Origin of the sequence: Clostridium tagluense (genome assembly GCF_003865095.1) — a bacterium.
Classification (GTDB): Bacteria; Bacillota; Clostridia; order Clostridiales; family Clostridiaceae; genus Clostridium_AD; species Clostridium_AD tagluense.
On record NZ_BHYK01000008.1, the window covers coordinates 155,348 to 180,065 of the forward strand.

The following is a 24,718-nucleotide window of genomic DNA, read 5'->3' on the forward strand; positions in this document are numbered from 1 at the left end:
ATTATTCATCCTCATATTGTTTAGCGATTTTATCTGCACGTTTTTTTGAAAGTCGATTCAATCCCCAAGAAATTAAAAACCAATAAACAAACGCACACAAGAAAACAATGATAATGGTTGCTTTATTTCGCATATATTTTGTGTAATCATTTAGTATGGGGCCACTCGCATGCCAAATGCCACATAGATGGCACTATTTTGACGGAAAAATAAAAAAAAATTGCATTTATTCTAAAAATCATGTATTGTAGTTGGTAATGAACAATGAAAAATAAAGTGCGCAAAAGCTTAATACAGGGGGTATAAACAGTGAAAAAATTTAAAAGAGTACTAGTAGCAAATAGAGGCGAAATTGCCATAAGAATTTTTAGAGCCTGTCATGAACTCGGGATTCGTACCGTGGCGATTTATTCCAATGAGGATAAATATTCACTTTTCAAAACTAAGGCAGATGAAGCTTATTTAATTGGAGAAAACAAGAGTCCCGTTGAGGCATATCTAAACATTGAGGAGATAATAAGTCTTGCACTTAAAAAAGGAGTGGACGCCATTCATCCAGGGTATGGTTTCTTATCAGAAAACCCTGAATTTGCAAAAAAGTGTGCTAGTGCAGGTATTGAATTTATAGGACCTACAGCAGAAATGATGGATAAACTGGGAGACAAGATTAAATCAAAAATTGTAGCAAATGCAGTGGGAGTTCCTACTATACCTGGAGATAAAAAAGAAGTTGAAACAATTGAGCAGGCAAAGGAACTTGCAGCGAAATGTGGATATCCCGTTATGATAAAGGCAGTTGCTGGTGGCGGTGGGCGCGGTATGCGAATTGTAAGAAACGAAGGAGAACTTGCCTCTTCTTATAGAAGTGCTAAAAGTGAAGCAAAAAAAGCCTTTGGAATTGACCAGCTTTATATAGAAAAATATCTTGAAAAGTCTAAACATATAGAAGTTCAGGTTCTTGGAGATAAGTTTGGCAATATTGTTCATTTGCATGAAAGAGATTGCTCTATTCAAAGAAGGCATCAAAAGGTTGTAGAATATACTCCTGCTTTTTCAATATCGCAGGAAAAAAGAAATGAAATATGTAGTGACGCACTAAAAATAGCTAAATCAGTAAATTATAGAAGTGCTGGAACCTTAGAGTTCTTAGTTGATACCCATGGAAATCATTTTTTTATAGAAATGAACCCTAGAATTCAAGTTGAGCATACTATTACAGAAATGGTAACAGGTATTGATATAGTTCAAAGTCAAATACTTATAGCAGAAGATTACGCACTAAATTCCGAAAATATTGGAATCTCTTGTCAAGAGGATGTTAAAGTTAACGGATATTCTATTCAGTGCCGAATAACAACAGAGGACCCTTCTAATAATTTTGCACCAGATACTGGGAAAATAGAAGAATATAGAACAGGTTCTGGATTTGGAATAAGGCTTGATGGTGGTAATGGTTTTGCAGGAGCTGTAATTAGTCCTTATTATGATAGTCTACTCGTAAAAAACATATCTTGGTCTAGAACCTTTCAAGATGCCATAAAGAAGTCTATAAGAGCTGTGGAAGAAACTAAAATTACGGGAGTAAAGACAAATGTAGGTTTTTTAATTAATGTATTGAATCATCCTACTTTTTTAAAGGGAGAATGTAATACAGATTTTATTGAAGAAAATCCAGAATTAATATCCATTGCACCTAAGGCAGATGAAGAAAGCAAAGTGTTAAAATTCATTGGTGAAAAAGTGGTAAATGAAACTAATGGCATTAAAAACCTTTATGATGTGCCACAAGTTCCCAAAATTATAATGCCAGAAAAATTAAGTGGGACAAAACAGATATTAGATATGCAGGGGACAGAAGGTCTTTTAAAATGGGTGAAAGATCAAAATAAATTATTGTTAACAGATACTACTATGAGAGATGCTCATCAATCCTTAATGGCGACTAGAGTGCGAACAAAGGATATGTTAAAGATAGCAAGTGCAACATCTGTTTATGGAGGAGATTTGTTTTCTCTTGAGATGTGGGGAGGAGCTACTTTTGATGTAGCTTACCGTTTTTTAAATGAATCCCCATGGGAAAGGCTGTCGCAGCTACGATCGAAAATTCCTAATGTGCTTTTCCAAATGCTTATACGTGGAGCAAATGCAGTAGGCTATAAAAATTATCCGGACAATATAATTCGGGAATTTATTAAAGAATCTGCAGAGACTGGTATTGATGTTTTTAGAATTTTTGATTCACTGAATTGGTTAAAAGGAATGGAAGTTTCAATAGAGGAAGTTCTTAAAAGTGGAAAGGTTGCAGAAGCGTGCATTTGTTACACTGGGGATATCTTAAATGATAAAAAAGATAAATATAATTTAGATTATTATATTAAGCTAGCAAAGGAAATTGAAAAAACAGGAGCTCATATTTTGGGAATAAAAGATATGTCTGCATTACTTAAACCTCATGCTGCATTTAAGCTAATAGATGCTCTGAAAAAAGAAGTAGGAATGCCTATACATCTTCATACCCATGATACTACGGGCAATGGAGTTGCTACAGTACTTATGGCGGCAGAGGCTGGTGTGGACATTGTAGATACTGCTTTTAATAGTATGTCAGGACTTACTAGTCAACCAGCTCTAAACTCAGTTGTTGCAGCACTTAAGAATACTGACAGAGATACTGGTATAGAACTTAAAGGGATTCAAGGAATTTCAGATTATTGGGATGCAGTAAGACCAGTTTATTCTAAGTTTGAATCAGGACTCAAATCCGGTTCTGCTGAAATTTATCGATATGAGATTCCAGGAGGTCAATACTCTAACCTTAAACCTCAGGTAGAAAGTTTCGGTCTTTCTCATAAATTTAATGAAATTAAAGAAATGTATAAGGTAGTAAATGATATGGTAGGGGATATTGTAAAGGTAACTCCATCATCTAAAATGGTTGGGGACTTTGCAATATTTATGGTTCAAAATGACCTTACACCAGAAAATATATACCACAAAGCAACTAATATGTCTTTCCCAGATTCCGTTGTAGCATACTTTAAAGGAATGATGGGTCAACCAATGGGAGGCTTTCCAGAAAAGCTTCAGAAATTAGTTTTAAGGGGAGAAGAGCCAATTACTGCAAGACCTGGTGAATTGCTTCCTGACGAAGATTTTAGTAAAATAGAAAAACACTTAATAGAAAAATTTAATATTGTTCCAGATAAAAAAGATTTGCTAAGCTATTCCTTATACCCTGAGGTATTCGATGGCTATATGAAATACACTAAGGAGTTTGGAGATTTAAGTAGAATTGGAAGTGATGTTTATTTCCACGGGCTCAGCGAAGGTGAAACCTGTGAAGCTGAAATTGCTGATGGAAAAGCCTACATGATAAAGCTACTTAAAATAGGTAAATTGGATTTAGAAGGCAACAAAGTTGTGGCTTTTGAAGTGGATGGAAATAGAAGAGAAATAAAAATAAAAGATAGAAATAACAAAGTTCTACAAGAGTTTCAAGCCTCAGAAATGGCGGATGCATCAAATCCTTTAGAGATTGGATCGCCAATACCTGGAACTGTCTCAGCCATTTTAGTGGCGCAGGGAGATACAGTAGCTGAAAATCAACCATTAATGATAGTTGAGGCTATGAAAATGGAGACTAGAGTAAGTGCAAGCATAGCAGGTGTGGTTGAGTCAATTAATGTTAAAGAAGGGCAACAAGTAAGGGCTGGAGAATTGCTAATAAATTTAAAATAAAAAGAAAACTTCAGTGGGAGTCTAAATCTCCTTCTGAAGTCGTTAATTACAGCTCCGCAGGAGATGATTTAATGCGTTGGTAGAGAGAATTGAAATTCTTGAACCAGCGCATTTTGTTTTGATTATAATAGGGCATAAATTTTATTAAGATTAGATTTGTGAAAATAACAGATATTTTGACAAAAAAATTGCAAAAAAAAACAAATAACTGATTGAAATATGTTATTAATAAGTGTAAGTTGAAAAAATAGTAAAAAAATACAATAAAGGGTTGATATATATATAAAGTAAATAGCAATTTAAACGATAATAAGGTATAGGATTATAACTATTTCAAAACAGGCTTAAAAAACAAAAATCACATAACTTAAATGATTACTGTAGTAATATAGGATTAGGTATGAAAGTATTGCCAAAGGCGGATTACAGGAGGTATTTTGAATATTAAAAGAGTGTAGTTATGACATAATCTAAAGATATTATTATAGTAAATCACTTTATGTACGAAATCTTAAAGAATGTATGATGAAAAAAAGAAGGGATGAGTTAAAATGAAATTTTTTATAAATTTAAGTGTAAAGAAAAAACTTATATCAGTATTTTCAGTAGTTTGTATTTTTATAGTTTTAATAGGAGCAGAGGGTATAGCAAGTTCATCAAAGATAAATAAGGGTTCTAAGATTATATATAGCACTAATTTAAGAGCTATCGAAGATTTGGAGGAAATTAAAGGAAAATTAAATTATGGTAGCGCTAATATGCTTAGAATTGTTTTTGAAAGAGATAAGTCTAAATTAGATGAACAAATAAAAATCAATAATGATTTAACAGATGAAAATGAAAAGACACATCAAACATATAATAGTTTGCCAGCCGAATTAAATCTTGATGTAGAAAAAGAAATGACAAAAATCGATGAGGATTTTAAAAATGAACTAGCAAAATATACAGAGTTAAAAACTAAGAGTATTGAACTTGTGAAAGCAGGAAACTATGAGGAAGCAGTTAAAATTTATAACACACAGGAAGCCTCAATAAGACAACCTGTTTTTGATACCTTAGTTAAATTAATTGCTATAAATTCAAAATCAGCGGAGCAGGTAAATTCAAATACTACAGCCCAATTTAATAATGCTAGAAATTTAATTATAATTTATACAACCATAGCATTTTTAATCATAATTCTTATGGGGTACATATTAAGTAAGAATATAATGGGGCCATTAAACAAAATTAAAGATTTAGCGCAGAGATTATCGTCTTATGATTTCTCAACTCCAATTACTATTACAAGAAAAGATGAATTTGGACAAACAGCTTTAGCTTTAAATACTTCACAGGAAAATGTAAGTAGCTTAATAAAAGAGATAATGAACAATTCTTCTGATATGAGTGCATCTTCTGAAGAACTTTCAGCTACAACTCAGGAAATAACATCTAGAATAGAAGTTATAGATCGTTCAACAGCGGAAATAAATACTTCGGTTCAAGAAGCCAGTGCTACATCAGAGGAAATAACTGCATCAGTTGAAGAAGTTAATGCAAGTATGGAAGAACTATCTTCAAAGGCTATGGAAGGTAGCGGTAATGCTACTCAAATTAAGGATAGAGCCAAAAGTGTTCAGGAATATGCTAAAAGCGCATTGGAAAAAAGTAACAGTGTTTATGAAGAAAAGGAAAAGAGTATATTAAAAGCTATAGAAGATGGAAAAGTTGTAGATGAAATAAAAATTATGGCTGATGGAATTGCAGCAATTGCAGCACAAACTAATTTACTTGCATTAAATGCAGCTATTGAAGCTGCTAGAGCTGGAGAACAGGGTAAAGGTTTTGCAGTAGTTGCAGATGAAGTAAGAAAGCTTGCAGAAAAATCCTCAGAAACTGTAAATACCATTCAAAGCACAATAGTAAAAGTTCAAGATGCATTTAAGAATTTATCAGGAAATAGCAATGATATACTTAAATTCATTATAGAAAATATTAAACCTGTTTTAGAACAATATTCAAGAGCAGGAAAACAATATGGTGAGGATGGTGACTTTATAAGCGCCATGTCAGAAGAAATTGCATTAATGTCAGAAGGGGTGGAAGCTACAGTAAATCAAGTTAGTACGGCAGTTCAAATTTTGGCGGAAAATTCACAGCTTTCGGCAGAACGTACAGGAGAGATTCAAATTAGTATTGATGAAACCTCAAAAGCTATGGAACAAGTATCACAAACTTCACAAATTCAAGCACAATTTGCACAAAAGCTTAATGAATTGGTACAGAAGTTTAAGATTTAACGAAAAATAGTAAGGTATGCAATTATAAAAACTATAGAAAAATATTTTTATAAAGAGTAAAATGAGATATATAAAAGTTTGTTTGTTAAACAAATGAGGAGGGATAGTTATGGAGATTAATAAAATATCACAACTGGTGAAGACTATAAGTAATGGAGAGGCACAATCAACAAAAGGAATTTTAGGTAACGATTCAACAGGAGATGCTAGTTCTAGTTTTGAAGCTTTACTTAATCAGATAGTGAACAATTCACAAAATACGACTTTAAATAATGCTGGGACAAGTATTCCTAATGTTAACAGTAAGGATAATATAGTTAGTGGACTAGATAGTATATCATTACAATCTCAAAAGACTGAGCAGCTTCAACAAATGGTTATGCAACAAATGATGCAGATTATGACAAAACAAGACACAAATAGTAGTTCAAGTATTGGTACTGTTGAAAGTGAAGATAGTTCAAATAGTCTTTTTCCAAGTACGAATAGCAATAATGACATGTCTAAATTACTACAAACTATAGTGCAAGAGCAAACTAATATTAGTACTACCAATAATAACCTAGATAATTCAAATCAAGTTAATGCTATTTTAAGTAATAGCAATCTTTAAATTTAGATTTTAAAGAATACTTTTCATATTTAAGTTACGAATTAAGGGAACTCATTTGAGTTCCCTTAATTCGTAACTTGAAAAGTCTTTATTAGCTGCAACAAGTCTTTTTTTATAATTTCAGATTAAAGCATTACTAATAATATACATGTTTTTAGGTGCATAAACACAAAATAGATACATCCATTTATTTTTAAAGAAAGGGTGTTATTTATGAATGAAAAAAACAATATAGGTATTAATGATGAGCCAACTGCTAAATCTTATTGGTTAGATTCAACCCCTGAAACAAACTATCCTAGGTTAGAAAAAGATATTAATGTTGATATAGTAATTATAGGAGGAGGCATTACAGGAATTACAACTGCTCTCCTTTTAAAAAACGAAGGTTTTAAAATAGCATTAATAGAAGCAGATAAAATAGCTCAGGGAACTACAGGACACACAACAGCTTATGTTACTTCACAACACGATATAATATATAGTGATTTAATCGAAAGAATAGGAATAAAAAAAGCTAAGCAGTATGCAGATGCTAATGAGGGTGCCATAGATTTTATAGAAAACACAGTAAAAAAATATAATATTGATTGTGACTTTTGTAGGGTGCCAGCATATACCTATACAACAGATGAAGATTATGTAGAAACCATTATGGCAGAAGTAAATGCAGCCATAAGCCTAGGTATAAAAGCAAAATATGTTGAAAAGTTAGATTTGCCATTTTCAATAAAAGGTGCACTATGTTTTGAAAATCAAGCTCAATTTCACCCTAGAAAGTATCTTCTTAAAGTTGCAGAAAATATCTCTGGTAATGAAAGTCAAATATATGAACATACAAGAGCTGTAGATATAAAGCATGATAATTTATATACTGTAATAACAGATACAGGATTTAAAGTAAGAGCTTCAAAGGTTATTTTAGCTTCGCATTTTCCATTTTATGATGGATTAGGATTATACTTTGCAAGACTTCGACCAGAAAGGTCATATGTAATAACAGCTAAAATAAAAGATGAGTTGCCAAAAGGTACATTTGTGGATTCAGGAGAGGCAGGGTGGTATTTTCGCTCACAGAATTATAGAGATGGTCAAATGATAATTATTGGGGGGCAAGACCATAAAACTGCTCATGGTGGCGACATGTTGGAGCATTATGACAATTTAAAAAAATTCGCACAGGAAAATTTTGCTGTTGAGGAATTTTTATATAAATGGTCGACTCAAGATTATATAACAATAGATAGTGTACCTTATGTAGGTAATCTTACTTCTAAATCAGAAAATATTTATGTAGCTACAGGTTATGGCGAATGGGGAATGACAAATGGAACCGCAGCTGCAAATATATTAAGGGATATTATAGTTAAGAATAAAAGCCCCTATGAGGATGTATACAATCCATCGCGCCATATTTCAACTGATGGAATTACGAACTTCGTTAAGGAAAACTTTGATGTTGCAAAGGAGTTAATAAAAGGAAAACTTGAAATTGGGCAACACAATATTGATTTAAAAAATGATCAGGGAAAGGTTGTAGATATTGATGGAGAAAGATATGGGGCATATAGGGATAAGAACGGTGAGCTTCATATAGTTGATATAACGTGTACACATATAGGTTGCGAACTAAAATGGAATAGTGCAGAATCATCCTGGGATTGTCCTTGTCATGGGTCAAGATTTACTTTTGAAGGCGACATTATAGAAGGGCCAGCTGTTTGCAGGTTAAATCACTACAAAGAAGGTAAAAATACCATTGATTCAAATATAATTTGATAAAAATTATGCTATATAAAAACAGATAAAAGAGTAAAAACTCGAAAATACTTAGCCTAGGTTAAGTATTTTCGAGTTTAAAGAAGCGTTTTATTCCATTAGCCTTTAACTATAACTAACATCATTTTAAATCTTTCATTAGCCTCTAAGCCATGGGGTATGTTGGCTGGCATTAATATTATTTCACCCTCTTTAACTATAACAGGATCATTATCCCCTATTGTTATTGTAACCTCTCCTTCAGTTACATATACTAATGCATCTCCAGGTGCTGAATGTGTACTTATTTCTTCTCCTTTATCAAAGGCAAATAGTGTTATACTAACGTTATTTGTTTGCGTTAGTGTTTTACTTACAACTTGTTTTTCTACATATAATACCTCTTCTTTTAGTCCTAATGCCGTTGCAACTTCAATATTTTTAAAAAACTTTCCATTCATAATTATTCCTCCTTATATTTCATTATTATTATTATTATTATTATTATTATTAAAACTTTTGAAGCTTAATATTCATTTCTTTAAATCTAGTTAGTCCAAGCACCTTGCTTTCTTATAACTCTATTGTATGCTTAATTTGATTAGAAAAATATGATTCAAATCAAAATATAAAAATAAATTCAATTTGAATTTTTAGAGTTTGGCGAAAATTATGAGGATTATCCAGCAGGAAGACTAGTTACAAAATCACTCTATAATATCTTGTATAATAATAAAAGGTGTAACAAAAGTTACCGTATATTTACATTGAAGTAGTTATAATAAAAATAAAAATAAATTTTATCTATACATATTTTATAGTATATTAATATAGATTAAGCTTTTAAGTAGTAAGGTGATATGAACTATAAGTTTAAGGAAATTTCAGAATGATTCTAATGTTAGAGAAAAATTAGGAGGAAGATAAACAAATGAATTTATTTAAAAATACAAAATCCAGAGAATTAGAAAGTAACCAGGACAAGGGTTCTGAAGAAACAACACAGAAGGAAGTTCAATTTCATAATGAAACTAAGGGCTTTATTCAAGATTTGAGCAAGTTGTTAGGGGAGACTGTAAAGCAGCACCATATTGTAGATAGTGAGCATGATGTTTTAGGCGAACTTGCGAGTAAAGTAAAGGTACATATGAATGAAATTTCTCATTTAACAAAAAATACTAATGGCTTAACTGATAGTCTATATTTGGAGGGAAATAAGCTTATAGAAATTACAGAAGACACAGTTAAAAAATCTTATGAAGGTAAGGATGCCATTTATGAAATGGTGGAAATAATAAAGTCTTTAGAAAGTGAAAATAGGAATAATACCCAAAGTATAAATGAATTGGCAAGAAAGTTTGGACAAGTACATGAAGTTGTTCAGTTAATAACGAGCATTGCAACGCAAACAAATCTCTTGGCTTTAAACGCAGCAATTGAAGCGGCTAGAGCAGGAGAACATGGTCAGGGGTTTGCAGTAGTGGCAGGTGAGATAAGAAAATTAGCAGAAATGACTAAACAAAGCACTAAGGACATATCAAATTTAATAGGTGGGATAGAAGATGAAACAAAGATAGTTTTAAATAATTCAGGTAAATCTAATGAGGTTATTGCCAGGGGGGTGAGGGCTTCTAATAATGCTGCAGAAAAAGTAGACGGAAGTTTATCTTCTATATCAAAAGTGGAACAGGAAGTAAGGGGAGTAATGGAGCTTTTAACTGATCAAAAGCATCACATTAAAAACATGAGTAAAGAAATAGTAGATGTTGATGAAATTTTAAAAATAACATCTCAAAGTATAATAAAACACATAGAAAAGGCAAGTGTTGTAGATCGCCAATTGGAAGAAACTAAAAGACAACTAACCTCTTATAGTAAGAAATTAATCTAGAAAATGTTTATGTAGCAGGGGATGTATCAGTTAAATGTGAGGATAGTGGCTAGTGCAATAACAGTGGAGTAACTTTTAGAAAATATGTGATATTAGTCACATATTTTTTTTGTGTGTAATGATAAAATGTGGATATGATTTATATAAGGAGATGGTATATCTTGTTTAGTGAAGAAATTAACAAAGTCTCTGCATCAGCGATAAAAAAATCTGAACTCTTAAAAAAAAGCAAAATGAGGTACCTCATTTGTGCGGCACTAGCTGGTGCTTATGTGGGATTTGGAATTTTATTAATATTTACTATTGGAGGGTCATTTGCAGCAGCTGAGTCTCCGGCAACAAAAACTATTATGGGAGCTTCCTTTGGCATTGCCTTAAGTCTTGTAATAATGGCGGGCTCAGAGCTCTTTACAGGGAATAACATGACTATGACCATAGGGTCTCTAGAAAAGAAAGTTTCGTGGCTTAATTCAATAAATATTTGGATATACAGTTTTATAGGAAATTTTTTAGGATCAGCAGTGATATCCGCAATATTTGTAGGTGCAGGACTTGCAAAGGGAAGCACAGCCACCTTTATTTTAAAAACATCACAAGTAAAGATGGCAACGCCAAGCATAGAACTATTTCTAAGAGGCTTACTTTGTAACATGTTAGTCTGTTTAGCAGTATGGTGTGCTATTAAATTAAAGGAAGAAACGGCTAAACTTATAATGATTTTTTGGTGCCTATTTGCATTTATAACTACAGGGTTTGAACATAGTATTGCGAATATGACTTTGCTTACAACGGCATTATTTATCCCACACACCCCATCAGTTTCCATAGGGGGATTAATTCATAACTTGATTTGGGTTACCTCAGGCAATTTCGTAGGTGGTGCTGTATTTATTGGGGCAGCATATTGGTATGTATCAAAGGAGAAATAAATAATAAAAGTATATATTACTTATAGTTTGAATTAGTTAAGGTAAATATAAACTTTCTTTTTGTTGCTCAATTTTAAAATTCATTGTTGTATAATAAGAGTATAAGTATAATAGGAGTATTTTTATAATAATGAGGTTCAAAATGAGCTCATAAGGAGAAATTAAGATGGCACAAATAACGCTTAGGCAATTAAAAGATCTTCATTTATTTGAATGTGTTGAGGATAAAACTTTGGATTTAATAAGAGAGAGTGTTATAATAAAAAAAATAAAAAAATCACAGATTTTGTTTGCTGAGAGAGAAATTATAAATAATATATATATAGTGCTAGAGGGAAAGGTAACCATGTACAGATTATCGGAAAAGGGTCAAAAGAGGGTTATCTATATCCTAAATAGTGGCGAGATTATAAATGAAGTAAATTTCGATAATAGTACAGCCTCAATTAATTGCGAAGGCTTTGAAGACAGTGAACTTATAAGCATATCAAAAGCAGACTTATTAAAAATAATGAAGCAGGATTTTAAGCTTACAGAAGTTATATTATACTCTATGAGTAAAAAAATAAGAAGACTGTACAGACAGATTAAGAACACAGTTCCTATTAAAATGGATAAGAGGGTAGCCGCAAAGCTTTGGAAAATGTCCAAAGATTATGGTGTAGAAACGCAGGAGGGCGTTTTAATAGATATTAAGATAAGCATAACTTATTTGGCAGATATGTTAGGAAGCTCTCGCGAAACTATTTCAAGGGCAGTAAAAGAACTTGAAATTATGGATATGGTTAAAATAAAAAATAGAAAATTCATAGTTAATAGAGAAAAGTTAAGTAGGTATTTTAAAGGTGTGTGATGAAAATCACATATTTTTTTTTGGGTTTAAAATACACTATGTATAGTTAGTTATAAATTTAGTTTTTATAGTGAATTAATTAACAATATTTGATGATTAAGTAATATTAATATAATGGAGGGTATGCATTTATGGGATTTAAGCTTACAATAGAGAAATTTGATGAGCATCTTGAGGCATTAAGGCAGGAATATAAGGTATATGCACCAGTAATACTAAAGGGAAAAGGAACTTTTGCGGACACAGATACTATTAGGTATAAGGAAATAAAGAGTATAAGGGAAGTAGAATTTAAACGTAAATCTAGTTTTTCTCCTAAAGAAATAATAATTCCAATTACTCAAACATTATTTTATTTTACTGAAAATGATTGCGTGGAGCCAAAAGAAGATGATAAGAAAATATTAATATTTTTAAGAAGTTGTGATATTCATGCCATGATTCGGCTGGATGAAATTTATTTAAGAAATGGAAATGAGGATTATTATTATAAGGTTTTAAGAGATAAAATTAAATTTGTGCTTATGGGTTGTAGTGAAAGTTTTGAAAATTGCTTTTGCGCAAGTATGGGATCCAATAAGACTGAAGATTATGATATGTACACTAGAATTCAAGACCATGAGGTTTTTGTGAATTGTAAATCAGAAGAATTAATGAATTACTTTAACATAGATAAAATAAACCAGGTAGAAGTATCCCCAGAATTTGTGGAGGCTAATGAAATAGTGGTTACTATACCAGAAAATTTAGATCAAAGAGTTTTTAAATCAAAGATGTGGGATGAATATTCTTCAAGATGTATCGCTTGTGGTAGGTGCAATTTTGTCTGTGGTACTTGCTCTTGCTTTACTATGCAGGACATCTTTTATAAAGAAAATAAAAACCTAGGAGAAAGAAGGCGGGTTTGGGCATCTTGTCATGTAGATGGATACAGTGATATGGCAGGTGGACATGGTTTTAGAAAAGACAAAAAAGATAGAATGAGATTTAAAGTTATGCATAAGGTATATGATTTTAAAAAGAGAGCCGGATATCATATGTGTATAGGTTGTGGGAGATGTGATGATATATGCCCTGAATATATATCTTTCTCAAATTGTATAAACAAATTAAATACTGCAATGGATGAGGTGGAATAGATGAAAAATATATACATGCCTTTTAAATCTAAAATACTTAAAATAAGTAAGCATACAGAAACGGATTATACCTTTAGAATGGAGTTCGATGGGGTTGTAAAGTCAGGACAATTTTTTGAAGTATCTATACCAAAATTTGGTGAATCACCTATATCTGTTAGTGAGATAGGTGAGGGTTATATAGATTTTACAATAAGACGTGTAGGTACAGTTACAGACGTAATTCATAGTTTTTTTGTAGGCGGTACCTTGTTTTTAAGAGGCCCTTATGGAAATGGATTTGACGTAAATAACTATAAAAATAAAGAAATTATTGTAGCGGCAGGTGGAACTGGATTGGCACCGGTAAAGGGAATAGTAGATTATTTTGCAAAAAATCCAAAGCAATGCACGTGCTTTAATCTAATGGCAGGATTTAAGTCGCCTAGTGACATCTTATTTAAAGAAAATTTCAAAGTTTGGGAAAAGAGTATTAATGTAACTTTAACTGTGGATAGTGCATATGAGGGTTATATTGGAACTGTAGGACTTATAACAAAATACATTGCCGATATTCCAGTAGAAAATATGGATGAGGTACAAGTTATTGTAGTAGGTCCTCCAATGATGCTTAAGTTTACAGTAGCTGGATTTATAAAAAAAGGAGTAAAAGAAAAAAATATATGGGTATCTTATGAGCGAAAGATGTGTTGTGGAGTTGGAAAATGTGGCCACTGTAAAATTGATGATACGTATATATGTTTAGAGGGACCTGTTTTCAACTATTTGGATGCAGTTCATCTAGTAGATTAAGGGGGAGAATGTAATGGATATAAACACTAAATTGCTTAAAAAGAATGCATACAGAATAACTAAGAAAAGAGGTAAAACCGCTATAAGAATAAGGGTACCTGGTGGTCATATAGAAGCTAAACATTTAGAAATTTTGCAAAAGGTAGCAGAAACTTATGGAGATGGGAATATTCATATAACTATAAGACAAGGTTTTGAAATACCAAATATTGATATAAATAAAATACCAGAGGTTAATAAGATGATTCAATCAGTAATCGATGGCCTTGAAATAAATCAAATTTCACCTAGTACTGGATATTCTGCCGCAGGTACTAGAAATGTGTCAGCTTGTATAGGGGCAAATGTCTGTCCATTTGCAAATTATAATACTACGGAGTTTGCAAAAAAGATTGAAAAGGAAATCTTTCCCAATGATTATCATGTGAAGGTAGCACTAACAGGTTGTCCTAATGACTGTATCAAAGCTAGAATACAAGATTTTGGGATTATAGGAATGACAGAGCCTCAATATGAATCTTATAGATGTATTAGTTGTAAATCCTGCGTAAATAACTGTAAAAAAAGAGTTACCGGTGCGCTTAAAATGGAAAACTTCAAAGTAGTACGAGGTCCAGACAAATGCATTGGATGTGGAGAATGTATAGGTAAATGTCCAACAGGTGCATGGAGTAGAAGCCTTGAAAAATATTATAAACTTGTGATAATGGGTAGAACTGGTAAGAAAAATCCTAGACTTGCTCAGGATTTTATAACTTGGGTGGATGAGGATAGTATTATTAAAATAATAAAAAACACTTATTCATATATAGAGGAATATATGGATGGAGATGCTCCAGGAGGAAAAGAGCACATAGGGTATATTGTTGATAGAACAGGATATCAAGTGTTTAAGCAGTGGGTCTTAAAAGACGTAACCTTAGGAGAAAAAGCAGAGGTTAAGAAACATATCAATTGGTAACGTACGTTACCGACAATATAATTATAAATCTGTATACTAATCTCATAACACAAGCGCAAATAGTGCGTAGAACAGTGAAAATGGAGGATGATTTGTATGTCTATGTTTTGTTATCAATGTCAAGAAGCAGCTAATTGTAAAGGCTGTACGGTAAAGGGAGTTTGTGGTAAGACTGAAGACCTTGCAAAGGCTCAGGACTTGCTAATTTATATAACTAAAGGAATATCTGTATACAGTGTTCGTGCTAGAGATAATGGTATAGTTAATAAGGAAGTAGATAATTTTATAATAGAAAGTTTATTTGCAACTATAACTAATGCAAATTTTGATAGAAATGTATTTATTGAAAGAATCAGAAAGGGATTAAGCTTAAGGGAAGAAATAAAAGGGCAACTTCTTAAAGCTGGTGTTAAGTTAAGCGATAAAGGCGAAAATGCTAGTTGGCTTAGTAAAATACTAAATACATTTGGATTTGGGAAAGAAGAGGAATTAAACGTGCCAGATGCAGCGGTTTGGTTTTCTAATGACCTAAAAGCCTTTGATGTAAAGGCAGGGAAAGTTGGTGTGCTTTCAACAGAAAATGAAGATATAAGATCCTTAAGAGAATTACTTACTTATGGACTTAAGGGTATGGCTGCATATGTTAAGCATGCTGATAATCTTGGATATGAGGAAGATGGACTTCATGCATTTACTCAAAAGGGATTAGCTTCTACTTTGGATGATAGTTTAGGAGTAGACGAACTTGTAGCACTGGTTCTTGAATGTGGTAAGTACGGCGTTTCCGCCATGGCATTACTGGACAAGGCAAACACTTCTAGTTACGGAAATCCTGAAATAACAAAAGTTAATATAGGAGTTAAAAACAAGCCTGGTATATTAATTAGTGGACATGACTTAAAGGATATGGAAGAGTTATTAAAACAGACAGAAGGTACTGGGGTAGATATTTATACTCACAGCGAAATGCTTCCAGCTAATTATTATCCTGCATTTAAAAAGTACAAGCACTTGGTAGGGAATTATGGAAATGCATGGTGGAATCAGAATCAGGAATTTGAAAGCTTCAACGGACCAATACTTATGACTACAAACTGTATTGTAACGCCAAAAGCATCTTATAAAGATAGAATATACACTACAGGAGTAACAGGCTTTGCAGGTGTTAAGCATATAGCAGATGGGATAAATGGAAAACCGAAAGATTTTTCTTCAATAATTGAACAAGCTAAAAAATGTGCGGCACCTAAAGAAATTGAAAAGGGCGAAATAGTAGGAGGCTTTGCTCATAATCAAGTTATAGCTCTTGCAGATAAGATTGTAGATGCTGTTAAAACTGGAGCAATAAAGAGATTTTTCGTAATGGCGGGCTGTGATGGAAGAATGAAGAGTCGCGATTACTACACAGAATTTGCTGAAAAACTACCAAAGGATGCAGTTATACTTACAGCAGGTTGTGCAAAATATAAATACAATAAATTGAATTTAGGTGATATTGGTGGAATCCCAAGAGTATTGGATGCAGGACAATGTAATGATTCATATTCATTAGTAGTAATAGCACTTAAACTTAAAGAAGTATTTGGCTTGGATGATATAAATGAACTTCCGATTTCCTACAATATTGCATGGTATGAACAAAAGGCAGTTATAGTATTACTTGCACTACTTCATTTAGGGGTTAAAAAAATTCATTTAGGACCAACTCTACCAGCCTTTTTATCACCAAATGTGGTAAATGTATTGGTTGACAACTTCGGCATTGCTGGAATAACCAGTGTAGATGATGATATAAAGATGTTTATGGAAGGCTAATACTTAGATTAGTGAACTACAGGAAGCTGTGGCAGATTTCTAGATTAACGCTCATAGATATACAGACATAATTGAAAATATAGAGGCACTAAACTTTTAATTGAGTTTAGTGCATTTTATTTTATTGAAATTTCATTTTTGCTAAGATACTCTCTTAATGTATTAGGTGAGAAAAATTATTGGATAAATTTATAAATATGGCTAAAGTAATTTTATAGTTGAATTTTCCAGCTTTTCTCGAATCTCATCAGCAAGATCTGAATCCGTGATTATAACATCTATGTCCTCTAAAGTAGCAAATCTATAGGTTCCATCTACATTAAATTTTTCTTTTTCTACAAGTAAAAACACCTCTTTACTATTAGAGACTATGATTTCTTTAACATTACCATCTTCTAAGGTAACAGTATCTACGCTGTTTGTTATTAAATTTATGCCTGAACTTCCTAGAAAACCTTTATTAAATGTATATTTAGATATACTCTTAGTCACCTCTGAACCAAAAACTCCACCAGATTTATTATTATATACTCCACCTATACAAATTAGCTTAACAGTTTCATTATCATTAAAAAGGGGTGGTATTATTGACATATTAGTTATTAAAGTTAACTTCTTAGTACCGTTAGATATTAATTTAGCTAACAAAAAATTGATACTTGAGGTATCTAAAAAAATTACATCCCCATCATTTATAAGGTCAAAAGCTTTTTGGGATATTAACTCTTTGCTATTTAAGTTTATATTCATCCTAGTAGCTATAGAACTATTTTTAGAGAGTTTTCTATTTAGGATAGCGCCTCCATAGGTCCTTTGAAGAGCTTCAGCTTTTTCTAGCTTTTGTAGATCCTTCCTTATCATCCCTTCTGAAACATTAAATCGCTGACTTAGGTCTTTTACTTTTATTCTACCAGTTTTATTAAGTATACTTAAGATTTGTTCTAGTCTTTCTTCAGTAAACATTTAAGCACCCCATCAATCATTATCATTTAGTGTTGCTAGTGATTAATATTATAACATTACTATCTTAATTTACAAAACATCTTGAAAAAAAGCTTCAAATAGTATACAATGATAACAAACAATAAACAATAATACCAAACAGCTCGAGTTGAACAGAGGAAGTATTTGAAGATGGTATAATTTAGCGTCATAGGGTAATGCCTAGCGTGATATTTTATATATTTAGGCATCTGATAGAAACTACTCATAATGGTTAGTTATTTTTTGAAGATGCCCAATTAATAAGTATTAAAGAAAAAATGCTAGGAGGAAAAGTATGTACAAGCTATTAGCTATTGATATGGATGGAACATTACTAAATAGTAATAAAGTTATTTCAAAAGGGAACAAAGCAGCAATAAAAAAGGCTATAGAAAAAGGTGTTAAGGTTGTTATAACATCTGGAAGAGGACTTAATGGGTTGGATAAATTTTTAGATGAAGTCCATTTAAGAGGAGAGAATGAGTACATTATTGCAAATAATGGGGGAACTATATATAGAACCAGTGATTTTGAATGTATTAACTATAAAGGATTAAAGGGTAGAGACTTAGTAAAGGCTCATGCTTTAAGCGTGGAATTTGGACTTAATATGATTGCGTATACTCATGAAGGTTCTATTGCATCAGAGGAAAATGAGTTTACAAGGTTTGAAACAGAATACGTTGGAAACCCTGTTAAAATTCTTGATTTTAATGGTGATGTTAATGATGAGGATGAGATTACAAAGATATTATTTTCTCAGACCCAGGAACTTCTTGAAAAAAAAATGCTTGAGTTACCAAAAGAATTTTATAGTGAATATAATGTGGTAAAGACTATGCCTATAGTATTAGAAGTTATGGATAAAGATTGTAATAAGGGATACGGTGTAAAAGTTTTAGGGGATATGTTAGGGATTAAAAAAGAAGAGATAATATGCATTGGAGATGAGGCAAATGATATTGAAATGATAACTTATGCAGGTCTTGGAATTGCAATGGGAAATGCTATAGAGGAACTTAAAGATGTAGCTGAATATGTAACTTTAGATAATGATAATGATGGAGTGGCAAAAGCTATTGAAAAATTTATATTATAGGTACAAGAAGGTTTAAAAGGCTCTACTAACATGCCAGTTGCCACCTGGGTGACACATAATATTTAATGAGAATTGCAGTTATATCAATAGTTTGATATGACTGTTATTTTTTAGAGGAATTTTAATTAGTTTATAGAATTATAGTAAAATAGATTAATTATACCTTTATGTTACTTATTGAGGGTTAATGTAGAATTACTACTTTGGGGCGTGATGATATTGAAGAAACTTTCGAAAATATTCTTAGTTGTTTTAATTATACTATTCTCTTTCAAAAAAAATGCATTCTCAGATTCAAATATTATGGTATCTTTAACTAGCGAAGAGCAGCAGTGGTTAGCTAAAAATAAAGATAGGGTATTAACCCTTGGCATAGACCCTTATTCTGGAAGTGAGTATTTCAAATATAATGGTGAGGAAAAAGGCTATTTAATTCCTATTATAAAAATTATTAATAAAAACTTGGGAACAAATATAAGACTTGAAGCATCAAAGCCTTGGGGAGAAGTTTATTCAGGACTTCAAAATGGAAGTGTAGATATTATTTTTGGGGCAAATAAAACCGCAGGAAGAGAGAAGTTTATGACTTTTACTAAGTCTGTAAGTAAGTCTCCATATGCACTTATAGCTAAAAAAGATGGGGATATACATACCATAGGAGATATTGATGAAAGATCAATTGGGTTTCTTAAAAATGATATTGTAATGGAACTATTGCCTGAACTCTATAAGAATATAAAGTATGACAAAAAAATCTATAACTCTGAAATAGATCTAATTTCAGCATTAGAGAATAATAAAATTGATGCATTTATAGTATCAGGTGGTGATGCTGTATATAATTATATTTATGAGTTTCCAGATTTGAATTATGCTTTTAAGATAGAAAAAATCACCTCTAACAGAACTTTTTCCACAAGAAAAGATGATAAGATTTTGGCATCAATATTAGATAAACAAATTAGTAATTTGTTAGGAAGTAATCTACCTCAATTGATTAAGCAAAGTAAGATTGAATATAACATGAAAATTATGAATCTTACGGAAAGGGAAAGGGACTGGATTAAGAATAATGGTGAGGCAATTATAGGAATTACAAAGGATTATCTTCCCTTTGATTACTATAAGGATGGTATTTATGGAGGCATAAGTGGAGAAATTATAAAAGATATAACTGATAAAATTGGTATAAAATTTAAATGTATTTATGGTGATTTTGATATGCTAAGGCAAAAGCTTATGAAAGGTGAGATAAATGTTTTAAATATTGCTAAAACTGATGACAGATTAAAAAACATATTGTACCCAAGACCTTATAGCACTGAAAGAGATATAATTGTGGGCAAAGTAGGGGTAAAAGATGCTAGGGATGTTTTTGATCTTGAAGAGAAAAATGTTGCTGTCATAAAAGGTTTTTGGCATAAGGAATATCTAAGGAAAAACCTCACTAGTGTAAATATTATAGAAACTAACAATATTAAGGAATCATTAAAGCTAGTTCATGAAGGAAAGGCAGATTATCTTATAGAGAATCCAAGTGTACTTAGCTTTTATGTTGAAAATATGCAGCTATATGATATTGTTCAAAAGGGGATAACAAGTACAGATTCATATCTATATTATGGAATTTCAAAGAATACCCCTGAACTTGCGAGTATAATTGATAAGGTTATACCACTTCTAGATATAGATGAATTATACAATGTGGGGTATACGGAGGTACCTAATCAAACAAGTAATCAAAAGTATGAGAGGCTTATTTTTATAATTTTAGGGTTGGCTGCTATAATATTTTTTATAATATTATTTGCAATTAAATTATTTAAAGATTTGTTAAATGAAAAAACTAAAACATCAATTCTACGGGAAAAGGAGCATCTTTTATATACAGATGCATTAACCAATGTTTACAATAGAAACTACTATAATGATAAAGTAAAGGATAAACTAGACGGTTATGAATATCCTCAGACAATAATTGTTTCTGACGTAAATAATTTGAAAATCGTTAACGATAATTATGGACACCTTATTGGTGATGAGTTATTAAAATGTTATGCTGATATGCTGAGACAAGCGTTTCCAGACTGTAGGTTAATTTTAAGAATGGGTGGAGATGAATTCCATTTAATATTGGACAATACAAATCAAAATCAGGTGGCAAATGATATATCAAAGGTTAAAAAGATTATTTCAGAAAAACGCTTAACAGTTGATAAGAATAAAACTATTAAAATCTCAGTAGCATTTGGATATGCTACAAGAAAATGTTCTAAGGAAAAAATTGATAACATAATTGCTCTTGCTGACAAAAGAATGTATGAGGATAAAAAGAGAATTAAAAAGTAAGAGCTTCAGTCGAAAATTGAATTAATATGAGTTTTGTAGTATTATATTAATATAATATTTTTATCGGTTGGACAAACTTAGGTTTGATTCCAAGAAATTTGTTTCTAGGGTGGGAAACTCTTATTTGAGTTCCCCACCTTTTTGTTTTTTGATAAAATTATTTGTAAACGCTAATAGATAGCGGTAGCCACAGGTACCAATATGAGGAGGTAATTATATGAATGGTCAAGATATAATGGTAGCAATTACTGTTGGAATATTAATTGTAGTATTTGTTTATTTTAATTTTGTTTTTCCGAAAAGAGTTGAAAAGGAAGAAAGGGAAAAAAAAGAAAACCAAAAATCACCAAATAAAAAATAAAATATACATAGAGCTAATAAGCACTAAGGATTTGTTTTGATCTTTGGTGCTTATTTTTTTCATTCCACATGGCAGGTGCCACTTGTCTTATAGGAAATATCTATTGATATATTTATAACTATTAGTATTCCGAATTTTTAATATATATGGAAGGTAAATTATGGAAAGCTAAGGTTTTACATTACTAATTTGATTATTATCCAAATCCAAATCAGTAGAATCTTTTTTCACTGATAGATTGCTATTATTTTTGTCTCCAATGTTTTGGGGTTTTATTATATCATTAACATCATACTTTAAATTATCTTCAGTAGGAAGTTGTATTGTATCTTTTATTAAATCTCCAGTTGGAAATTTAACGACTTTAATATCTGAAACTCGATTACTGGTATTTGTTAATGTTTGTTTAGAGGTAATGATTGTATTTGCAATATCTGTTTTGTCTAGATTTCTACAATAGGCGCTAACTGGAGAAAAATCTTCGATTTTATTAGGGTCTAAATTTATATCAGTCAATTTAATCAAGTCTTTTAAAGGCTCCATGTTGCTCATTTGATTAGTAGCTAAATCCAAATTAGTTAAGCTCGCGAGTCCTTTTAAAGGTTCTACGTTACTCATTTGATTAGTAGCTAAATCCAAATTAGTCAAGTTAGTTAAGTCTTTTAAAGGTTCTATGTTACTGATTTGATTAGTAGCTAAATCTAAATTAGTCAAGTTAGTCAAGTCCTTTAGAGGTTCTATATTGGTCATATCATTAGTGGATAAATCCAAACTAGTTAAGTTAGTCAAGCTTTTTAGAGGTTCTATGTTAGTCATTTTATTGGCAGCTAAATTCAAATTAGTTAATTTTATCAAGCCTTTTAAAGGCTCTATGTTAGTCATTTGATTAGTAGCTAAATTCAAATGAGTTAGGCTAGTCAAATTTTTTAGAGGCTCTACGTTACTCATTTGATTAGTAGATAAATTTAAATCAGTCAAGTTAGTTAGCCCTTCTAAGGGTTCTATGTTATTGATTTGATTATTACTCAAATTTAATGAAGTTAAATTAGTCAAATTTTCTATTCCTGAAAGATTCTTAATACTTTTGTCTTGAGTGCTTTGAAGCTTAGTTATATTATCAACATCATCTTTCAAAATATCTCCAGTAGGGCATTGTATCTCATCTCTTATTGTTTGCTCTAAGTTCTTATCTGAAAATGTAATGACGGTACTTTCTGTAATCTGGACACTTACTGAATTTTTCTCGGATACACTACCTGAAGAGGTAAATTCTTTAGAACTATAACCAAGAAGGTTAATACTAAATAGAAAAATAACATAAATAGTTAGCCACTTAAATTTAATGCAAAATACGTTTCTCATGCTCATAATCCTCCATTTGTATTAATAATTAAATCATGTAAATACTACGAATAAACATCTGAAAGTTCAACTTTTATACTTTCATCTTCACTTCTAACTTTGTTAGTATATAGCATATTTTCCTGGAGCACTTTCTCTGACGGAAGAGTAACTGTAAACTTACTTCCTTTTCCAAATTCACTTTCAGCATAGATACCACCACCATGTAATTCCACAATAGACTTAACTAAACTAAGGCCAATACCCGTGCCTTCTGCATTTCTTGATAGGGATTTGTCTACCTGTTTAAATCTATCAAATATCATATCCAAGTTCTTTTCTTCAATGCCAATGCCATTATCTTTAACAGAGATTTCAACAAATTTATTTTTATCTTTAACATCCACAAATATTTCATCACCAATTTTCGAGAACTTTATAGCATTTGATATAAGATTTAATACTATTCTCTGTATCATTTCCGGATCACAAGCAATAATGTTTTCTTCTACATCTGTATCAAAAATAATGTGTAACCCTTTAATATCAGTAAAATTAGTCACAGACATCACTATTTCTTCTACAACTTCCACTATATTGTTATTTGATAAGTTCAATTTAAAGAACCCTGCTTGAATTTTTGATGAATCCACTATGTTATTTATAAGTTTAGATAGTCTGTAGGAATTTAGTTTCATTGAGTCAAGATATTTAATAATTGTTTCCCGCCTTTGGTCTAATGAACCATTTTGGCAATACATTTGAAATAATTGGATAGCAGAAAAAATTACATTTAATGGTGTTTTAAGCTCGTGTGAAATATTTGCCATAAATTCTTCATGTGAAACTAGCAATTTTTGTAATTCCTTGTTCAGTTCATTTTTCTTCTTAACTTCTTCATAGGTATAATTCCATATATACCTAATAAACATAAGATTAACCAAGGCAAGTAGACTACCTAAAAAAATCAATAGGTACCGTTGAAACTTTTGAGCGCTTATAACTTTGTTACGTGAAATGTTTACCTCTAAATTAATTTTATTTATTAGTATGTTATCAGTTGCCCTAAATTTATCAACTAAACTTTTACCTTGATTCATATTTAAATTTGCTTGATGTGAATTACCATTATCCACTAACACTATTTGCTGTTTAAAAAATGTTTCAATGGACTTCATCTGATCAGTAAGTTGATTAGTGGTGTCCAGTCCTAATGGTGTATATTTCAAATTATCCAGAGAATTGTAGTATCCTTGTACTTGTTTACTTCCTAAATAGTAAGTGTCTAAAAAAATTTTATCTTTTGTAATGATATAGGCCCTGATACCAGTTTCTTGATTAATTAGTGATGTTAAGATTTCCGTTGAAAATGTTTTTGCTGGAAGTATTTTTTTTATAATAAAATCAGACTCATTACATACCTTATTCATACTATAAATACTAAATAATATTATTATTAATGATAGACAGGCAATTGAAATATATCCCAATACCATAGTACGTCTACTTCTACTTTTACTCATAATAATTCCAGCTCCTTAAAAAAATTCTACTCTAATTTAAAATTAGTTATACCTTATAACATATTACTACAATATGCGACAATTTACTATATACTTAGGAACTAAGTCATTGCATTCCAGTATTATTTTTTTATTACCAACATATAACTTGATACATGAGTGGCATATTTTCATCTTAATCATAAAAAAACGTCAGTTTAATGTTTATTTATTACAATTTTGTCGATTTTATGTTGCATATGATTATAGTTAATGGTAATATTGTACTTACAATAAAGGAAATTCTT

The 24,718-nt window shown here is 31.2% G+C and carries 18 protein-coding genes and 1 other annotated feature; of the genes, 14 read left to right on the forward strand and 4 right to left on the reverse strand.

Annotated features, from left to right (window positions below):
• The first annotated feature begins 309 nt into the window (after positions 1 to 309).
• The 4 genes from Ctaglu_RS09320 (at position 310) to Ctaglu_RS09335 (ending at position 8,415) form a co-directional block, all read left to right on the forward strand.
• Positions 310 to 3,738: a pyruvate carboxylase gene (locus Ctaglu_RS09320; protein WP_125000392.1), complete on the forward strand. Its 3,429-nt coding sequence runs from the start codon at positions 310 to 312 to the stop codon at positions 3,736 to 3,738.
• A 551-nt stretch (positions 3,739 to 4,289) separates the two neighbouring features.
• Positions 4,290 to 6,023, forward strand: a complete 1,734-nt coding sequence (locus Ctaglu_RS09325) for a HAMP domain-containing methyl-accepting chemotaxis protein (protein WP_125000395.1) — start codon at positions 4,290 to 4,292, stop codon at positions 6,021 to 6,023.
• A 109-nt stretch (positions 6,024 to 6,132) separates the two neighbouring features.
• Positions 6,133 to 6,636 (forward strand): hypothetical protein, encoded by a 504-nt coding sequence (locus tag Ctaglu_RS09330; protein WP_125000397.1) that lies wholly within the window; start codon positions 6,133 to 6,135, stop codon positions 6,634 to 6,636.
• Positions 6,637 to 6,849: 213 nt separating this feature from the next.
• Complete coding sequence (locus Ctaglu_RS09335; protein WP_125000400.1) at positions 6,850 to 8,415, forward strand: FAD-dependent oxidoreductase; 1,566 nt, start codon at positions 6,850 to 6,852, stop codon at positions 8,413 to 8,415.
• A 98-nt stretch (positions 8,416 to 8,513) separates the two neighbouring features.
• On the opposite strand, the gene Ctaglu_RS09340 is transcribed toward Ctaglu_RS09335, so the two are convergent.
• On the reverse strand, positions 8,514 to 8,855 hold the full coding sequence (locus Ctaglu_RS09340; protein ID WP_125000403.1) for a cupin domain-containing protein: 342 nt from the start codon (positions 8,853 to 8,855) through the stop codon (positions 8,514 to 8,516).
• Positions 8,856 to 9,325: 470 nt separating this feature from the next.
• Between Ctaglu_RS09340 and Ctaglu_RS09345 the strand changes: the two genes are divergently transcribed.
• The 7 genes from Ctaglu_RS09345 to hcp all read left to right on the forward strand — a co-directional run bounded on the left by Ctaglu_RS09345 (position 9,326) and on the right by hcp (position 16,774).
• A complete protein-coding gene (locus Ctaglu_RS09345) occupies positions 9,326 to 10,285 on the forward strand; it encodes a methyl-accepting chemotaxis protein (protein WP_125000406.1) in 960 nt (319 codons plus the stop codon).
• Positions 10,286 to 10,446: 161 nt separating this feature from the next.
• A complete protein-coding gene (locus Ctaglu_RS09350; RefSeq protein WP_125000409.1) occupies positions 10,447 to 11,214 on the forward strand; it encodes a formate/nitrite transporter family protein in 768 nt (255 codons plus the stop codon).
• Between the two features lie 166 nt (positions 11,215 to 11,380).
• Positions 11,381 to 12,067, forward strand: coding sequence for a Crp/Fnr family transcriptional regulator (locus tag Ctaglu_RS09355; RefSeq protein ID WP_125000412.1), 687 nt, complete (start codon positions 11,381 to 11,383; stop codon positions 12,065 to 12,067).
• 131 nt (positions 12,068 to 12,198) lie between these two features.
• The gene (gene asrA / locus Ctaglu_RS09360; RefSeq protein WP_125000415.1) at positions 12,199 to 13,206 is read left to right on the forward strand and encodes an anaerobic sulfite reductase subunit AsrA; all 1,008 of its coding nucleotides are present in this window, start codon (positions 12,199 to 12,201) and stop codon (positions 13,204 to 13,206) included.
• Entirely contained in the window at positions 13,207 to 13,998 is a 792-nt protein-coding gene (asrB, locus tag Ctaglu_RS09365; protein ID WP_125000418.1) for an anaerobic sulfite reductase subunit AsrB, read from the forward strand.
• A gap of 13 nt (positions 13,999 to 14,011) precedes the next feature.
• Positions 14,012 to 14,959: a sulfite reductase subunit C gene (asrC, locus tag Ctaglu_RS09370; protein WP_125000421.1), complete on the forward strand. Its 948-nt coding sequence runs from the start codon at positions 14,012 to 14,014 to the stop codon at positions 14,957 to 14,959.
• A gap of 96 nt (positions 14,960 to 15,055) precedes the next feature.
• A complete protein-coding gene (gene hcp, locus Ctaglu_RS09375; protein WP_125000424.1) occupies positions 15,056 to 16,774 on the forward strand; it encodes a hydroxylamine reductase in 1,719 nt (572 codons plus the stop codon).
• A gap of 201 nt (positions 16,775 to 16,975) precedes the next feature.
• Here hcp and Ctaglu_RS09380 read toward each other — a convergent pair whose 3' ends face one another.
• Positions 16,976 to 17,737, reverse strand: a complete 762-nt coding sequence (locus tag Ctaglu_RS09380) for a DeoR/GlpR family DNA-binding transcription regulator (RefSeq protein WP_125000426.1) — start codon at positions 17,735 to 17,737, stop codon at positions 16,976 to 16,978.
• A 316-nt stretch (positions 17,738 to 18,053) separates the two neighbouring features.
• On the opposite strand from Ctaglu_RS09380, the gene Ctaglu_RS09385 reads away from it, so the two are divergent.
• The 3 genes from Ctaglu_RS09385 (at position 18,054) to Ctaglu_RS25095 (ending at position 21,567) form a co-directional block, all read left to right on the forward strand.
• Positions 18,054 to 18,857 carry a Cof-type HAD-IIB family hydrolase gene (locus Ctaglu_RS09385; RefSeq protein WP_125000429.1) on the forward strand — a complete coding sequence of 268 codons (804 nt, stop codon included), beginning with the start codon at positions 18,054 to 18,056 and terminating at the stop codon, positions 18,855 to 18,857.
• Between the two features lie 219 nt (positions 18,858 to 19,076).
• Positions 19,077 to 21,206 carry a transporter substrate-binding domain-containing diguanylate cyclase gene (locus tag Ctaglu_RS09390; RefSeq protein WP_185732639.1) on the forward strand — a complete coding sequence of 710 codons (2,130 nt, stop codon included), beginning with the start codon at positions 19,077 to 19,079 and terminating at the stop codon, positions 21,204 to 21,206.
• Positions 21,207 to 21,271: 65 nt separating this feature from the next.
• Positions 21,272 to 21,325 (forward strand) — a sequence feature (sodium ion sensor (DUF1646 type); this cis-regulatory element may regulate processes involved in with the transportation of sodium ions).
• A 98-nt stretch (positions 21,326 to 21,423) separates the two neighbouring features.
• The gene (locus tag Ctaglu_RS25095) at positions 21,424 to 21,567 is read left to right on the forward strand and encodes a hypothetical protein (protein ID WP_185732640.1); all 144 of its coding nucleotides are present in this window, start codon (positions 21,424 to 21,426) and stop codon (positions 21,565 to 21,567) included.
• Between the two features lie 168 nt (positions 21,568 to 21,735).
• Here the strand turns inward: Ctaglu_RS25095 and Ctaglu_RS09395 are convergent, their stop codons facing one another.
• Together Ctaglu_RS09395 and Ctaglu_RS09400 are read right to left on the reverse strand one after the other, a co-directional pair.
• A complete protein-coding gene (locus Ctaglu_RS09395) occupies positions 21,736 to 22,929 on the reverse strand; it encodes a leucine-rich repeat domain-containing protein (RefSeq protein WP_185732641.1) in 1,194 nt (397 codons plus the stop codon).
• A gap of 44 nt (positions 22,930 to 22,973) precedes the next feature.
• Complete coding sequence (locus Ctaglu_RS09400) at positions 22,974 to 24,431, reverse strand: sensor histidine kinase (protein WP_233439727.1); 1,458 nt, start codon at positions 24,429 to 24,431, stop codon at positions 22,974 to 22,976.
• Between the last annotated feature and the right edge of the window lie 287 nt (positions 24,432 to 24,718).

Excerpts from the sequence above, each read along its gene's own strand:
- Ctaglu_RS09325 (WP_125000395.1), top strand. The coding sequence starts at position 4,290 with ATGAAATTTTTTATAAATTTAAGTGTAAAGAAAAAACTTATATCAGTA.
- Ctaglu_RS09330 (WP_125000397.1), top strand. The coding sequence starts at position 6,133 with ATGGAGATTAATAAAATATCACAACTGGTGAAGACTATAAGTAATGGA.
- Ctaglu_RS09335 (WP_125000400.1), top strand. The coding sequence starts at position 6,850 with ATGAATGAAAAAAACAATATAGGTATTAATGATGAGCCAACTGCTAAA.
- Ctaglu_RS09340 (WP_125000403.1), bottom strand. The coding sequence starts at position 8,855 with ATGAATGGAAAGTTTTTTAAAAATATTGAAGTTGCAACGGCATTAGGA.
- Ctaglu_RS09345 (WP_125000406.1), top strand. The coding sequence starts at position 9,326 with ATGAATTTATTTAAAAATACAAAATCCAGAGAATTAGAAAGTAACCAG.
- Ctaglu_RS09355 (WP_125000412.1), top strand. The coding sequence starts at position 11,381 with ATGGCACAAATAACGCTTAGGCAATTAAAAGATCTTCATTTATTTGAA.
- asrA (WP_125000415.1), top strand. The coding sequence starts at position 12,199 with ATGGGATTTAAGCTTACAATAGAGAAATTTGATGAGCATCTTGAGGCA.
- asrB (WP_125000418.1), top strand. The coding sequence starts at position 13,207 with ATGAAAAATATATACATGCCTTTTAAATCTAAAATACTTAAAATAAGT.
- asrC (WP_125000421.1), top strand. The coding sequence starts at position 14,012 with ATGGATATAAACACTAAATTGCTTAAAAAGAATGCATACAGAATAACT.
- hcp (WP_125000424.1), top strand. The coding sequence starts at position 15,056 with ATGTCTATGTTTTGTTATCAATGTCAAGAAGCAGCTAATTGTAAAGGC.
- Ctaglu_RS09380 (WP_125000426.1), bottom strand. The coding sequence starts at position 17,737 with ATGTTTACTGAAGAAAGACTAGAACAAATCTTAAGTATACTTAATAAA.
- Ctaglu_RS09385 (WP_125000429.1), top strand. The coding sequence starts at position 18,054 with ATGTACAAGCTATTAGCTATTGATATGGATGGAACATTACTAAATAGT.
- Ctaglu_RS25095 (WP_185732640.1), top strand. The coding sequence starts at position 21,424 with ATGAATGGTCAAGATATAATGGTAGCAATTACTGTTGGAATATTAATT.
- Ctaglu_RS09395 (WP_185732641.1), bottom strand. The coding sequence starts at position 22,929 with ATGAGAAACGTATTTTGCATTAAATTTAAGTGGCTAACTATTTATGTT.
- Ctaglu_RS09400 (WP_233439727.1), bottom strand. The coding sequence starts at position 24,431 with ATGAGTAAAAGTAGAAGTAGACGTACTATGGTATTGGGATATATTTCA.